This is a genomic window from Leucobacter sp. L43 (genome assembly GCF_016597785.1).
In the GTDB taxonomy this organism is placed as follows: Bacteria; Actinomycetota; Actinomycetes; order Actinomycetales; family Microbacteriaceae; genus Leucobacter; species Leucobacter alluvii.
This window is the reverse complement of record NZ_JAENJG010000002.1, coordinates 166251-180666: the sequence shown is the minus strand read 5'-3', so window position 1 is coordinate 180666 and position 14416 is coordinate 166251. Positions and strand designations below refer to the sequence as shown.

At 69.3% G+C, this 14416-nt stretch carries 13 protein-coding genes; 8 read left to right on the top strand and 5 right to left on the bottom strand.

What is annotated here, in order from left to right:
* Both JE033_RS10080 and JE033_RS10075 read right to left on the bottom strand, forming a co-directional pair.
* Positions 1-1164 carry an acyl-CoA dehydrogenase family protein gene (locus JE033_RS10080; RefSeq protein ID WP_090150945.1) on the bottom strand — a complete coding sequence of 388 codons (1164 nt, stop codon included), beginning with the start codon at positions 1162-1164 and terminating at the stop codon, positions 1-3.
* A 48-nt stretch (positions 1165-1212) separates the two neighbouring features.
* Positions 1213-2436: a CaiB/BaiF CoA-transferase family protein gene (locus tag JE033_RS10075; protein ID WP_200331357.1), complete on the bottom strand. Its 1224-nt coding sequence runs from the start codon at positions 2434-2436 to the stop codon at positions 1213-1215.
* 154 nt (positions 2437-2590) lie between these two features.
* Between JE033_RS10075 and JE033_RS10070 the strand changes: the two genes are divergently transcribed.
* Positions 2591-4150, top strand: coding sequence for a PucR family transcriptional regulator (locus JE033_RS10070; RefSeq protein ID WP_200331355.1), 1560 nt, complete (start codon positions 2591-2593; stop codon positions 4148-4150).
* Here the strand turns inward: JE033_RS10070 and JE033_RS10065 are convergent.
* The 3 genes from JE033_RS10065 to JE033_RS10055 form a co-directional block, all read right to left on the bottom strand.
* On the bottom strand, positions 4144-4779 hold the full coding sequence (locus JE033_RS10065; protein WP_200331353.1) for a hypothetical protein: 636 nt from the start codon (positions 4777-4779) through the stop codon (positions 4144-4146). The two genes, JE033_RS10070 and JE033_RS10065, sit on opposite strands and share 7 nt — an antisense overlap.
* Before the next feature lie 26 nt (positions 4780-4805).
* Positions 4806-5324, bottom strand: coding sequence for an amino-acid N-acetyltransferase (locus tag JE033_RS10060; RefSeq protein ID WP_090150960.1), 519 nt, complete (start codon positions 5322-5324; stop codon positions 4806-4808).
* A 107-nt stretch (positions 5325-5431) separates the two neighbouring features.
* The gene (locus JE033_RS10055) at positions 5432-7957 is read right to left on the bottom strand and encodes an ATP-dependent Clp protease ATP-binding subunit (protein ID WP_090150963.1); all 2526 of its coding nucleotides are present in this window, start codon (positions 7955-7957) and stop codon (positions 5432-5434) included.
* A 180-nt stretch (positions 7958-8137) separates the two neighbouring features.
* Here JE033_RS10055 and JE033_RS10050 point away from each other — a divergent pair, with 180 nt between their 5' ends.
* The 7 genes from JE033_RS10050 (at position 8138) to JE033_RS10020 (ending at position 14412) form a co-directional block, all read left to right on the top strand.
* On the top strand, positions 8138-8809 hold the full coding sequence (locus JE033_RS10050) for a hypothetical protein (protein ID WP_090150966.1): 672 nt from the start codon (positions 8138-8140) through the stop codon (positions 8807-8809).
* Complete coding sequence (locus tag JE033_RS10045) at positions 8806-9036, top strand: helix-turn-helix transcriptional regulator (protein WP_090150969.1); 231 nt, start codon at positions 8806-8808, stop codon at positions 9034-9036. The genes JE033_RS10050 and JE033_RS10045 overlap by 4 nt, the downstream gene beginning before the upstream one ends.
* 98 nt (positions 9037-9134) lie before the next feature.
* Positions 9135-9989 carry a MurR/RpiR family transcriptional regulator gene (locus tag JE033_RS10040; RefSeq protein WP_200331351.1) on the top strand — a complete coding sequence of 285 codons (855 nt, stop codon included), beginning with the start codon at positions 9135-9137 and terminating at the stop codon, positions 9987-9989.
* Between the two features lie 153 nt (positions 9990-10142).
* A complete protein-coding gene (locus JE033_RS10035) occupies positions 10143-10847 on the top strand; it encodes a tyrosine-protein phosphatase (protein ID WP_200331348.1) in 705 nt (234 codons plus the stop codon).
* Positions 10844-11659 carry a metallophosphoesterase gene (locus JE033_RS10030; protein WP_090150978.1) on the top strand — a complete coding sequence of 272 codons (816 nt, stop codon included), beginning with the start codon at positions 10844-10846 and terminating at the stop codon, positions 11657-11659. Before JE033_RS10035 ends, JE033_RS10030 begins: the two co-directional genes overlap by 4 nt.
* Positions 11649-12677 carry an ABC transporter substrate-binding protein gene (locus tag JE033_RS10025; protein WP_200331346.1) on the top strand — a complete coding sequence of 343 codons (1029 nt, stop codon included), beginning with the start codon at positions 11649-11651 and terminating at the stop codon, positions 12675-12677. Before JE033_RS10030 ends, JE033_RS10025 begins: the two co-directional genes overlap by 11 nt.
* A complete protein-coding gene (locus JE033_RS10020) occupies positions 12661-14412 on the top strand; it encodes an iron ABC transporter permease (RefSeq protein ID WP_234037426.1) in 1752 nt (583 codons plus the stop codon). The genes JE033_RS10025 and JE033_RS10020 overlap by 17 nt, the downstream gene beginning before the upstream one ends.
* The last annotated feature ends 4 nt before the right edge of the window (positions 14413-14416 follow it).

Genomic DNA, 14416 nt, shown 5'->3' with positions numbered 1-14416 from the left:
CTAGAAGGCTGCGATGCCCGTCAGCTCGCGCCCGATGACCAGCTGGTGCACCTCGTCCGTGCCCTCGTAGGTGCGCACGGACTCGAGGTTCGCCATGTGGCGCATGACGGGGAACTCCGAGGTGATGCCGTCGCCGCCGAGAATCGAGCGGGCGGCACCGGCGATCTTGATGGCCTCGCGCACATTGTTCAGCTTGCCGACGGAGATCTGCCCGTAGGTGAGGTTGCCAGCATCCTTCAGACGCCCGAGGTGCAGTGCAAGCAGCAGGCCCTTCTGGTACTCGAGGAACATGTCGGCGAGCTTCGCCTGGATGATCTGCTTGCCTCCGATGGGCGCACCGAAGACCTCGCGGGTCTGCGAGCGCTCGACGGCGACCTCGAGGCAGGATCGGGCCGCGCCCATGACGCCCCACGCGATGCCGTAGCGCGCCTCGTTCAGGCATTTGAACGGTGACGAGAGCCCCTTCGAGCCGGGGAGGATCGCATCGGCCGGAATGCGCACGTCTTCGAGCACGATCTCGGTCTGCAGCGAGGCCCGCATCGACAGCTTGTTCTCGATCGCGGTGGCGGTGAAGCCGGGGGTGTCGGTCTCCACGATGAAGCCGCGCACGATGCCCTCGTCGTCCTTCGCCCAGATGACGCCGAGCTGCGCGATGGTGGCGAGGCCGATCCAGCGCTTCTTGCCGTTCAGCACCCACTCGTCGCCCTCGCGTCGCGCGGTCGTCAGCATGGTGTTGGGGTCGGAGCCGCCCTGCGGTTCGGTGAGCCCGAAGAAGCCGATGGCTTCGCCGCGGCCCATGAGCGGCAGCCAGCGCTGCTTCTGCTCTTCCGAGCCGAACTTGTAGATCGCACCCATCGCGAGCGAACCCTGCACGGAGAGTGCGGTGCGGAAGCCGGAGTCGACCGCCTCGAATTCCATGGCGACCAGGCCGTAGGCGACGGAGGATGCGCCGCGCAGGCCGTAGCCGTCGAGGTACATGCCGAACGCCCCGAACTCGCCGACCTCGGGCAGCAGTTCCACGGGGAGGCGGCGATCTTCGAAGGCCTGGTCGATGATGGGGCGAATGCGCGTCTGCGCGAACTCACGGGCTTTGAGCTGCCACTCGCGCTCTTCCTCGGTGACGAAGTCGGCGACGTCGAACAGCTGATCGATGGTGGTGGTCATGGTGCTCCTCGGGGAAGGTTCGGGCGAAGGGGTGAGAATGGGGTGCGTTTACCGCGGGAGCCAACTGGCGTCCTGGTGCTCGCCGATGCCCGGTGGCGGCACCTCGTAGCGGGCCGGCGTCTCCGAGAGCGAGATCGGCGTCGCCACGGAGCGCACCGTCTGCTCGGAACCGTCGGGAGCCGTCGCCGCGGTCGCCGCGACCGGTTCCAGGCCGAGTGATTCGGCGAGGTCGAGTGCCTGCGCGATGGAGTTGACACGGCCGGCGGGGATGTTGGCGGCTGTGAAGGCGGCGATCCAGTCGGCTGCGGATCGCTCCCTCAATGCCGTCTCGAGCTCTGTGCGCAGCTCGACCCGGTGTGCGACGCGCTGCGGGTTCGTGGCGAAGCGATCGCCACGGGCGAGTTCGGCGATGCCGAGTACGTCGCAGAGCCGCGCGAACTGCCCGTCAGTGCCGACGGCGAGGGCGATCGACTGATCGGCGGCGGCGAAGGTCTCATACGGCGCGATCGACGGGTGGGCGTTGCCCATTCGGCCGGGCGCGACGCCCGTCTCGAGGGTGGAGGACGCCTGGTTCGCGAGCGCCGAGAGCAGTGATCCGAGCAGTGTGACTTTGACGTGCTGGCCGCGACCGGCGGTGGGAGACTCCGCGGAGTCGCGAGCGCGGAGCGCCGCCTGAATCCCGATCACGGAGTTGAGCCCGGTGAGGATGTCGACGAGGGCCACGCCGACCTTGGTCGGCTCTCCCCCGGCGTCGTCGGCCTGGCCTGTGATGCTCATCAAGCCGCCGACGGCCTGCACGAGCAGATCGTACCCCGGAAGGTCGCGCCCCTCGGTGTCGCCGAATCCTGAGATCGAGCAGAACACCACTCCGGGGTTCTCGGCCGCGACGGCGTCGTATCCGAGGCCGAATCTCTCCATCGTGCCCGGCTTGAAGTTCTCGATGACGACGTCTGCCGTGCGGGCGAGTTCGCGTGCGCGAGCGAGCCCTGCTTCGTCGCGCAGGTCGCAGACGACGGAGCGCTTGCCTCGGTTGACCCCCGCGAAGTAGGTGCTCTGCCCGACCGCGTTGACCGGAGGGTTCCACTGGCGGGTGCCATCGCCCTCCGGGCTCTCGATCTTGATGACATCGGCGCCGAGATCGGCGAGGATCATCGTCGCGTGCGGACCGGCCAGCACTCGCGAGAAGTCCGCGACGCGGATGCCGTGGAGGGCCCCCCGCGGCACGCGTTCGGTGGATTCGTTCTCGTGCCTCGGCTGCCCGGTGCCCGTCATCGGTGCGCTCCTCATCGTCTGCTGCTCGTGCGGGGGCGGAGCGGACGTCGGTGCGGTGCGCCGTTCCCGTACCGCCAGTGTAGGCGCAGGCCTGCCCGCTGCCCGCGGCATGCTTGCATATCCCGACGTGGGTGACCTGTGCAAGAATCGCATCATGGTCGCCTTCTCGCAGCTCCTCGCGATACCCCACCTGCACCTGCGCCTCGTGCAATCGGGCGCGGGCGATCCCACGATCACGTGGGTGTCGAACACCGAGCTGCTCGACCTCGGTTCGTACCTCGAAGGCGGAGAGATCGTGCTGACCACCGGGCTCGCCCTCGCACACGACGACCGCCGGTGGCGCGACTTCGTCGCCGGCCTCAATCGGGCGCGCGTCGCCGCCATCGGTTTCGGGATCGGAGTCAATCACGAGCGCATCCCGAAACCCCTCGTCCAGGCGGCGAGTGCGTACCGGGTCGCGCTCTTCGAAGTCCCGCTTCCCGTCCCCTTCATCGCGGTGAGCAAGGCCGTCGCCGAGCTCTTGCGCGCTGACGATCTCGGTGCTGCGCGCGGGGCGCTGCAGGCCCAGCAGCGCCTACTCGAGGGCGCGCGCGGGGAGCAGCAACCCGCCGAGGTGCTCGCGAGCCTCGCTCAAGCGACCGGCAAGCACCTCGCGCTGCTGGGATCCGACGGCGGCACGCTCGCGGCCACCGCCGGATTCGCCTCCGCCGCGGAGGCGGCCGAGGCCGAGGTCATCGACCTCGACGCCGGCGGCCGTTTTCAGCTGGCCATCGCGGGCGGGTCCCCGCTCTCGGCGGAGGGGCGCTCGATCGTCGCAGCGGGCGCCATGGTGCTCGGCCTCGCCCTGGGCGAGAACCGAGCCGAGAATGCCCGAGAGCGCGAGCGATGGGAACGATTGACCGCTGCGCTCCTCGCGCGGGGCTCGGCCGTCCAGGGGTTCGGGATCCTCGCGCCCGGTCTCGAGCCTCCGGGTCGCGTGCGCGTGCTCGCCGTGCAGGGCACGGCGGAAGATCTGGCATCGTGGCGCAGGAAGCCGCGTTCGGGTCTCGACCGGCTCGTCGCCTCCAACGATGCCCCGGCCCCCGCGCCGGGCGTCGGCCGCGCCTGGCAGATCGTCGACGACCACCCCGGAGCGCTCGACACTGCACTCGCGACCGCCGCGTCGTACAACCTCGATGTCGTTGTCGGCCGCCCGTCACCGCTCGCAGACGCCGTGCAGAGCCGGCGGTCGGCGGCGGGCCGATTGCGCGCCCTCTCCCCCACCGCGCCCCTTTACACGGCGCCGCGGGTGCCAGCGGTCATCTGGGCGGATCGCGATACGCCGATTCTCGAAGCCCTCCTGGAGCTCGACGCCGCAGACGCCCGCGACGCCGCAGGGTCTGATGCGGGCACGGGCGCGGCGGGATCCGGCGCCGCACCGATGTCGCAGCGGGTACTCGGCCCGCTCTCCGAGTCATACGACGCGCTCGCCCCGGATGCGATGAGCGCCGAGGATCGCGCCATGCTCCGCGAGACGCTCCATGCGCTCTTCGCCGCGAACGGTCAGCGAGGCCCGACGGCGGCAACCCTCGGGATCCACCGCAACACGCTTCGCGATCGCGTCGCCCGCATCGAGCGCGTGACCGCCCGCTCCGTCAGCGATCCCGACGACCGGGCGGAGCTCTGGATCGCGCTGCGACTCGAGGCGGCCGTCGCGCCGGAGCGGTCTCAGTAGAGCAGGAACTGAGCGGTGCCCGTGCCCTGCGCTCCAGCGGCGGTGACGCGGAGGTGATACGACGCGCCGCCAGCGGCGACCGGATCGCGGGAGATGTCGCAGGTCTCGGGGCTCGACCGGGTGCGATCCCAGGGAATCGCTTCGGTGTCGAGTGGCTTGCCGGGTTCGAGGATCACGGCGAGGTGCTCCGCGTTCTCCTGGCAATCCGCCGACCGCCACACCTCGTCATCACCGCTGACGATGACGAACTGCAGGTTCGCGCTGCCGAGGTCGGCGGAGCACGGCTCCTCGCCGGTGTTCTCGACGCTGAGCGAGAGCTGAGGCAGCTCACCCGCGGCGTAGTCCCCCTTGTCGGTCGCCGGGGTCACCGAGAACTGGCCCGCGCTGCAGGCTGCGACGTCGCCGTCTCCGGCGCCGTCGGCGTCGTCGGAATCGGGTGCCGGGGATTCGACGAGGTCTTCGGGCACTTCGACCTCGCCCGCGCTGGCCACGCCCCCGCTCGACCCCGGTCGCACGATGATCAGCACGACGACCGCGACCACGGCGAGCAGCACCAGCAGCACGATCAGCCGACGGCGGACGTATACCTTGCGGTCTTTCGGCCCCACCGGATCCCTCAGTGTCGACATGGCGTCAGCGTAGCGGCGTTCGCGCCCTACAGGTGCTTCAGCATGCGCGTGTTGCCCAGCGTGTTCGGTTTCACCCTCGCCAGGTCCAGGAATTCCGCGACGCCCTCATCGCTCGAGCGCAGCAGCTCGGCGTACACCTCGGCGGCGATGAGCTCGGTGTCTTCGCTCATGCGCTCGAAGCCGTGCTTGCCGAAGAACTCGGTTTCGAACGTGAGGCAGAAGAGCTGCGCGAGTCCGAGGGAGCGTGCTCGTTCTTCGAGCGCGGTGAGCAGGAGATGCCCCACCCCCCGCCCGAGCAGCGCTTCGGCCACCCCGAGCGTGCGCACCTCGCCCAGCTGCTCCCACATGACGTGCACGGCTCCGTACCCCACGACGGCGTCGTCGACGTCGACCGCGACCAGGAACTCGGGCACGGCGGCGTAGAGATCGACGAGGTCCTTGCCGAGAAGAATGCGTCTCGCGACGAGCGGCTCCATCAGTGCGACCATCTGCGGCACGTCTCCCGTGCGCGCGCTGCGGATGCTGATCTCAGGTGCGGCGCTCATCGTTCCAGTCTACGCCCGGGGTGCCCGCGCCCCGCCTCGCGGCGTGCGCTCCCGCAGACGCAGAAGGGCCCGCTGCGTGAGCAGCGGGCCCTTCTGCGCGGAGTGCGTTACTCGCCGATGCCGGGAGTCGCGGCGGTCGAGGCCACGGCGGCCGCGGCCGAAGCCGAGGCGGCTCCCGCGTCCCGATCCGCGCGCGGCTCGGTGGCGAAGGTGAACTCGCCGTCGACGAAGTCGACCTTCACGAGGTCGCCCGCCAGCAACTCGGCGCTCAGGATGCGCTCCGAGAGGCGATCCTCGATCTCCCGCTGCATCGCGCGGCGCAACGGACGCGCACCGAGCGTCGGGTCGTAGCCCACCTCGGAGAGGCGCTCGCGCGCCGCGACCGAGATCTCGATGTGCATGTCGCGATCGAGCAGGCGATCCTTCAGCTGCTTCACGAACAGATCGACGATCTGCAGCAGCTCCGGCTTGGTGAGCTGCGGGAACACGATCGTGTCGTCGACACGGTTCAGGAACTCCGGCTTGAAGTGCTTCTTGAGCTCCTCGTTCACCTTGCCCTTCATCATGTCGTACCCGACCGACGAGTCGCCCTCGAGCTGGAAGCCCACCGGGCCGCCGGCGATCGCGGTCGATCCGAGGTTCGTCGTCATGATGATGACGGTGTTCTTGAAGTCGATCACGCGACCCTGACCGTCGGTGAGGCGACCCTCTTCGAGGATCTGCAGCAGCGAGTTGAAGATGTCGGGGTGAGCCTTCTCGATCTCGTCGAAGAGCACGACGGAGAACGGCTTGCGGCGCACCTTCTCGGTGAGCTGGCCGCCCTCTTCGAACCCGACGAACCCCGGAGGGGCGCCGAAGAGACGCGAAACGGTGTGCTTCTCGCCGTACTCCGACATGTCGAGCGAGATCAGCGCATCCTCGTCATCGAACAGGAACTCGGCGAGCGCCTTCGCGAGCTCCGTCTTGCCGACGCCCGTCGGGCCGGCGAAGATGAACGAGCCGGAGGGGCGCTTCGGATCCTTGAGGCCCGCGCGCTGGCGGCGGATCGTCTTCGCGAGTGCCGAGATGGCCTCGTTCTGGCCGATGACGCGCTGGTGGAGCGCGTCTTCCATGAAGCGGAGCCGCGAGGTCTCCTCCTCGGTCAGCTTGAAGACCGGGATGCCGGTCGCCTGAGCGAGCACCTCGGCGATCAGTCCCTCGTCGACCTCGGCCTGGGTGGCCACGTCGCCCGAACGCCACTGCTTCTCGAGGCGCAGTCGCTCGGCGATCAGCTTCTTCTCCTCGTCGCGCTTGTTGGCGGCGGCTTCGAAGTCCTGACCCTCGATCGCCTGCTCCTTCTCAGCACGGACGACGGCGATCTTCTCGTCGAACTCCCGCAGCTCCGGCGGGCTCGACAGGATCGACAGGCGGAGGCGTGCGCCGGCCTCGTCGATCAGGTCGATGGCCTTGTCGGGCAGGAAGCGATCCTGCACGTACCGATCGGCGAGATTCACCGCGGCGACGATGGCGCCGTCGGTGATGGAGACCTTGTGGTGCGCCTCGTAACGGTCGCGCAGGCCCTTCAAGATGTTGATCGAGTGCGGGAGCGACGGCTCCGCGACCTGGATCGACTGGAAGCGGCGCTCGAGCGCTGCGTCCTTCTCGAAGTGCTTGCGGTACTCGTCGAGCGTGGTGGCGCCGATCGTCTGGAGCTCACCGCGCGCGAGCATCGGCTTCAGAATGTTGGCCGCGTCGATCGCGCCTTCTGCCGCACCGGCACCCACGAGCGTGTGGATCTCATCGATGAAGATGATGATGTCGCCGCGGTTGCGGATCTCCTTGGTGACCTTCTTCAGGCGCTCCTCGAAGTCGCCGCGGTAGCGGCTGCCCGCGATCATGGAGCCGAGGTCGAGCACGTAGACCTGCTTGTCCTTGAGCGTCTCGGGCACCTCGCCCTTGATGATCGCCTGCGCGAGACCCTCGACGACGGCGGTCTTGCCGACGCCGGGCTCACCGATCAGCACCGGGTTGTTCTTGGTGCGGCGCGAGAGGATCTGCATGACCCGCTCGACTTCCTTCTCACGGCCGATCACGGGGTCGAGCCTGCCCTCGCGGGCCGCCTGCGTGAGGTTGCGGCCGAACTGATCGAGCACCTGCGAGCCCTTGGACTCGCCGCCCGACTCCGGCGCACCCACGGTCGCGCTCTCCTTGCCGGCCTGGTAGCCGGAGAGCAGCTGGATCACGGTCTGGCGCACTCGGTTGAGATCGGCGCCGAGCTTCACGAGCACCTGCGCGGCGACGCCTTCGCCTTCGCGGATCAGGCCGAGCAGGATGTGCTCGGTGCCGATGTAGTTGTGGCCCAGCTGCAGCGCTTCGCGCAGGCTCAGCTCGAGCACCTTCTTGGCGCGCGGCGTGAACGGGATGTGACCCGCCGGCGGCTGCTGCCCGGTGCCGATGATGTCGGTGACCTGCGCACGCACTGCGTCGAGCGAGATCTCGAGCTGCTCGAGCGCCTTCGCTGCAACGCCCTCGCCCTCGTGGATCAGGCCCAGCAGAATGTGCTCAGTACCGATGTAATTGTGGTTGAGCATCTTCGCCTCTTCCTGGGCGAGCACCACAACCCGGCGAGCACGATCAGTGAATCTCTCGAACATCTCCTACCTCCTTGCGACGCCTGTAGCACGGGAAAGGCGCCGCCGATGGAAACAGGCTACGTGGTGATCCCGTATCGCGGGGCCGTGTTCGCCGCAGGCGTGACGGGCGGTTGACGGACGAGCCCAGCATCCCGTAGCTTATCGATCACCGATAATAACGATGAACGATAAGGAGGCGCCATGTCAGCGTCGCAGCTCCCCCAGCGCCCACCCTCCCGAGGCGAGTTCACTCCGCGCAGGATCCGCTCGGACGCCATCGGCGTACTCGTCATGTGCTCACTCGCCGCGATCGCCGTCGTCGCGCTCGCGATCGCCGAGTTCCGGCGTCGCTTCGTCCCCGGTGGCATCGCGTGGACCCTTCCGATCCAACCGCGGGAGATCACCGCGGAGGGGGTGACGGAGTACGGCGCAGACGGACCGATCGCAGCGGACCCCATCTCCGGGATCGCGACGCGGATCGACGTGATCGTGCCCGATGTCAACCCGGTCTCGACGGTGTGCCTGGCGATCTCGATCGTGCTCGCGGCCATTGCCGCCCTGGTCGTGATCGCCTGCACGGCGCGACTGACGCGGAGTGTGCTGCGCGGCGAGTTCTTCACGCCCGCCGTGAGCCGAGCATTCAGCGCAGCCATGTGGAGCGGCGTCGGCGGAGCGCTCGCGGCGTATGCGTTCCGGCACTTCGCGGCGAACGGGGTAGCCGCAGCACTCGACGTCCGTGCCACAGACACCGGAACTCTGGCGTGGTGGGGATGGTACGTGATCATCCTCTTCGGGATCTCCGCCCTCGGACTGATCGACATCGCAATCCGACGCGCGATGCGCCTCGAGCGCGAGACCGAGGGCCTCGTATGACTCCCGTCGACCCCGGCGAGGGGCACGCGATCCACTGCCGGCTCGACGAGCTGCTCGCAGAGCGGGGTCTCACCCTCACGCAGGTGAGCGAGATGGTCGGGGTGAGCCTCGTGAACCTCTCCGTGCTGAAGAATGATCGCGCGCGAGCGATCCGCTTCTCGACGCTCACCGCGATCTGCCGTGCGCTCGACTGCGAGGTGGGCGACCTGCTCGTCGTCTCCGAGTAGCGCGACGTCGGAGCCAGAGCCCGTGCACGCCGGAGGCGGACCCGCGCCGTCCACTGGCTCGACACCCCGCGTTCACCCGTGCCGCTTACCGTGAACGCATGTCGTCGCCCTCGCTCTCCCCAGCAGCACCCGCGTCTGCGCTCGCCCTGATCCGCGCGTTCGCCGCGACCCTCGGGCAGAGCGAGGGCGCGGTCGCCCGAGTGATCCTCGATCGCCCCGCCGACGTCCCGCAGTGGTCGACGCAGGAGCTCGCCGCGGCGGCCGGAACATCGACCGCCACCGTCATCAGAGCCTGCCAGCGGCTCGGATTCCGCGGGTTCCAGCATCTGCGCCTCGAACTGGCACGGGAGATGCCCGCCTCCGGTACCGAGGAGCGCACCCCGGGAGACGCCGTGGACCAGGTCTTCGAGAGCGCGCGGGCCGCATTGCTCGTCGGGCGGGCTTCGATCGACCGCACCGCCCTCGCCGAGGCCGCCGCGCTGCTCGCGCGCGCCTCGCGCGTCGTGTGCGCCGCCAACGGGTTCTCCGCTCCACCACTGCAAGACGCCGCCATGCGCCTCGCCACGGTCGGCCGCCCGGTGGAAGCGCCGCTCGACATCCTCGCTCAGCAGTTCGCCGCTCACAGCCTCACCGATGCTGACGTCTGTTTCGCACTCAGTCATTCCGGGGCGAACGCGCACACACTGGCGACGGTGCGCGCCGCGCGCAAGCGCGGTGCGCGAATCGTGTCGCTCTGCAGCTACCCGAGGGCCCCCCTGGTCGAGCTCTCGGACGTCGCGCTCTCGACCGGCGCAGTCGGCACCCAGCACGCGGTCGATCCCTTCTTCAGCCGACTCGGCCACTCCGTGCTGTTGCAGGCGCTCGTCACGGAGGTCGCAGGCCTGCGATCGAGCACCGACGCGCTCGACATGCGCGAGGTCGTCGCTGACGCCCTCGTCGACTCTCAGCAGTAAGTCTTTCTGATCTGGGATTTTCGCACCCTTCTCCAGTTCGACAGCTGCGCGTCCCCACCCGTTCACCACCGCGACACCCTGCCCGGCGATGCTGCTCATGTAACCGCATTTCACGCCCGATGTAACGGGCGACACCGGCAGGAGAACAGAGCAGTGCACGACATTTCACTCGACGGCAGCTACAACGCACGAGGCATCGGTCACCGCCGTCGCCCCTGGCTCGTGCGCTCGGCGGGCCTCGATGCGCTCACCTCCGGCGGCGAGCGCAGCCTCCGAGACGTCGGCGTCGACCTCGTCATCGACCTGCGCGAGGAATCGGAGCAGGCGGGGCGCACGCACACGATCCCCGTGCGCTCCGTGCCGCTCTACGGCGCAGCGCCGCCCACCTCGGGAACGCTCGAATCCGTCTACGCGGGGCTCGTCCGCGATCGCGGCTCACGGCTCACCGCCGCTGTCATCGCCATCGCCGAGCACCCGGGAACCGCGGTCGTGCACTGCACAGCCGGGAAGGACCGCACCGGACTCGTCGTCGCCCTGGCGAGACTCGCCGCGGGAGACGCGCGTGCCGAAGTCGTGGCTGACTACGCAGTATCGGGCGAGACCGTGCGCCCGCAGCGGGAGGCGATCGCCGCCGCGCAGCTCTCGGGCGTCACGCTCTCAGCTGCGGCGCGCGCCGCGTCGGAGCGACTCCACCTGGACAGCCCCGCGGAGGCCCTCGAATCGGCACTCGACATCGTGGATGAGCTGGGAGGGGTCGCGCAGTATCTCCGCACGCACGGCGCGACGTCCGGGCACGTGGCCGCCCTCGCGGATCGGGCGGACGCGCACGCCGCCATCGCCTCGGGATCAGTCGCATGAGCCGCCGCACCGGCCGGTTCACGGTGCTCCACGTGAGCGACCTCCACGCCACGGAGAGCGGTCTGCTCTACGACGCGGTCGACGGCCTGGGTCGGCTCGAACGGGTGGGCGATTACGCGCTCGCGACCGGCATCACGCCGGAGGCGGTCGTCATCACCGGCGACCTCATCGAACGCGGCAACGCCGGCGCCTACGCCGCGGTGGCACGGGCGTGCGATCGCCTGCAGGATCGCCTGGCCGCACCGGTGCTCACCGTGCTCGGCAACCACGACGACCCCATCGCCGCGCACGCACTTCCCGGCCACGCGCGCGCACACTTCGGCGCCCACCTCGTCGACGGCGTCCGCGTGGTCCGTCTCGACTCGCGCACCGGCCGCATCGACGCCGATCAACTCGAGTGGCTCGCCTCCGAGCTCGCTGCACCGGCGGAACGCGGCACGGTCGTCGCGCTGCACCACGCGCCGCTCGGCTCACCGCTGCCGGCGCTCCGCCGCCAGGGCCTCCGCAACGCGGAGGAGCTGCTCCACGTACTCGACGGCAGCGACGTCCGCGCGATCCTCGCCGGGCATTTCCACCACGGCCTCACGGCATCGATGCACGGCATTCCCATCTTCGTCGGCCCCTCTCTCGCCTACCACCAGGTGATGAACGCCGGCCCCGACGCCGTCGCCGGGCACGACTCCCCCATGTTCTCGCTCGTCCAGTTCACGAGCGAGGGAGTGAGCGCTTCCACGATCGCGCTGCACTCACCCGAGCCCCTCTTCACCCAATCCATCACCCGCTCTGCACAGAAAGCGACCCATGTCTCGTAATCGTTCCACCGGCGTCATCGCCGCGTTCGCCCTGTCGGCCCTCGCACTCACCGGATGCGCCGCTTCGGCGGACGCAACCGACTCCGGCGATGCCGGCACCCCCGATGCGTCGACGATCACCCTGTACACCTCGGAGCCGCAGGAGAAGATCGACGCGATCGTCACGGCGTTCACCGAGCAGCACCCGGAGATCACCGTCGACGTCTTCCGCGCCGGCACCGGAGATCTCACCGCTCGTATCGCAGCCGAGGAGAAGTCGGGCGACATCGGCGCCGACCTGCTGCTGGCGGCCGACGCCGGCACGTTCGAGGACTACGCCGAGCGCGACCTGCTCCTCGAGTACGAATCCCCCGAAGCCGCGGCCATCAATCAGGATCTCGTCGATCCCGAGCACTTCTACGTCGGCACGCGAGTACTGCCGACCGTCGTCGCGATCAACACGAACGTCATCACCGAGGCCCCCGAGTCGTGGCAGGATCTCACCGACCCCGAGTACGCGGGGAAGATCGCGATGCCGAACCCCGACGTCTCGGGCGCCGCTGCGTACAACGCCGCCGTGTGGCTCGACAACGACGACCTGGGCATGACCTGGCTCGAGGGGCTCGCCGCCAACCAGCCCCTGATCGCGGAGAGCAACGGCCCCGTCTCGCAGGCCGTCGCCGACGGCAGCAGCCCGGTCGGGATCGTCGTCGACTCCCTCGTGCGGGACCTCGCCGCCGCGGGTTCGCCCATCGAGGCGGTCTACCCCGAGGAGGGCGTGCCCTTCGTGTCGCAGCCGGTCGGCATCTTCGCCGATACCGCGGAGCCAGAGGCCTCCCAGTTGCTCGTCGACTTCCTCATCAGCAAGGAAGGGCAGGAGATCGCAGCATCGCAGTCGTACCTCCCGATCCGCGATGACGTCGAGAGCCCGGAAGGCGCGCCCGCGACTGCCGACATCACACTGCTCACCCCCGACCTCGAGACGATCCGCGCGTCGCAGGCCGACGCCGTCGAGACTTTCAATGGCCTCTTCCAGTAACACGCTCTCGCCGCCGCTCGCGGGCTCGACCGACCACGGTCGGGCCCGCGGTGCCGGGGACGTCCGAGGTGCCGGGGACGCCCGCGGGACCGGCCGGGATCGCGCCACCGATGCGGCGAGGTCCCGGTTCTCGCTCGACGGCCTCGGCGCGGTGCGCATCGCCCTGTGGTGCGCGGTCGCCGCCCTCATCCTCGTACCGATCATCGCGATCGTCGTCCTCGCCGCGACCGGCGGCGGATGGACGGCCCTCGGCGATCCCGACGTGCTCGGAGCCGCCGGCAACTCGCTCGTCTCCGCCGCCGTCTCAGCCGTGCTCGCCGTGGTCATCGGCAGCGCGCTCGCCGTGCTGCTCGAACGCACCGACCTGCCCGGCCGTCGCGCGCTCCGCCTGCTCGCACTCAGCCCGATGCTCATGCCGCCGTTCGTCGGGGCGATCGCCTGGCTCAGCCTGCTCGGCCCCTCGGCAGCGGTGAACACGTTCTGGACGCAGCGGTTCGGCGCACCGCTCTGGAATCTCTACGGCGGCGACGGCGTGATCTTCCTCCTCACCCTCCACAGCTACCCGATCGCGATGATGATCGTGACAGCTGCACTGCGGCGCATTCCCGCGGACCTGGAGCAGGCGGCGCGCATCTCCGGCTCCTCCGCGCCCCGCGCGCTCTGGGAGGTCACGACGCTGCTGCTGCGACCCGCCATGCTCTCCTCGTTCACACTCATCGCCGTGTCGAATCTCGCCGATTTCGGCATCCCCTCCATCATCGGTCTGCCCGAGCGCTACGTCACGCTCTCCACCCTCGTCTACCGCTACCTGCAGTCGGGCACCGTCGACGACCCCCTCGCGGTGGTCTCGGCCATCGGGTTCGTACTGCTCGTCATCGCGCTGCTCGGTGTCGTCGTCGATCTTCTGCGCACGCGCACACGGGTCGAGCTCGACGCACAAGCCGGAGCACCGGCACGGCTCCCGCTCGGACGTGCCAGGGTGCCGGTCGGCGCGCTCACCGCCATCGCAGTGCTCGCGGTCACCGTGCTGCCGCTCATCACGCTCGCCATCCAATCCCTCTTGCCAGCGCCCGGGGTGCCGCTCACGCTCGAGACGGTCACACTCGCGAGCTTCGAACGGGCCCTGTCGGCATCGGGCACACTCACCGGTATCGGCAACTCACTGATGCTGGCGACACTCGCCGCCATCATCTGCGGAGTGCTGGGACTCGGGATCGGCACGTTCGTGACCCGCACGCGCGCTCGGAGCAACCCCGCGCTGCTCGGTCTGTCGCTCCTGCCGCAGGCGATCCCCGGACTCGTCATCGCTGTCGCCTGGCTCGTGATCGCACCGAAGATCGGCCTCTCCAACACGCCCTGGCTGATCCTCTGCGCCTATCTGACGTCGTTCCTCGCCCTGGTCGTGCAATCCGTGCACGCCCCGCTCTCCGCGACCCCGACGACTGCGGAGGAGGCAGCCCGCATCTCGGGCGCCACCCGTCTGCGGGCGCTCTGGGACATCTCGTGCCGCATGGCCGTTCCCGCAGCGATCTCGGGGGCGGTTCTCGTCGGGCTCACCGCTGTGCGCGAGCTCACGCTCTCCGTACTCCTGCTCTCGCCCGGCTCCCAGACGCTCGGCGTCGTCATCTTCAACTTGCAGCAGGCAGGCGCCTACAACGCCTCGTCCGCGCTCTCGCTCATCGTCGCACTCGTCGGACTCGCCGGTCTCGGCCTCACCGCCCGCACCCCACGTTAGGAAC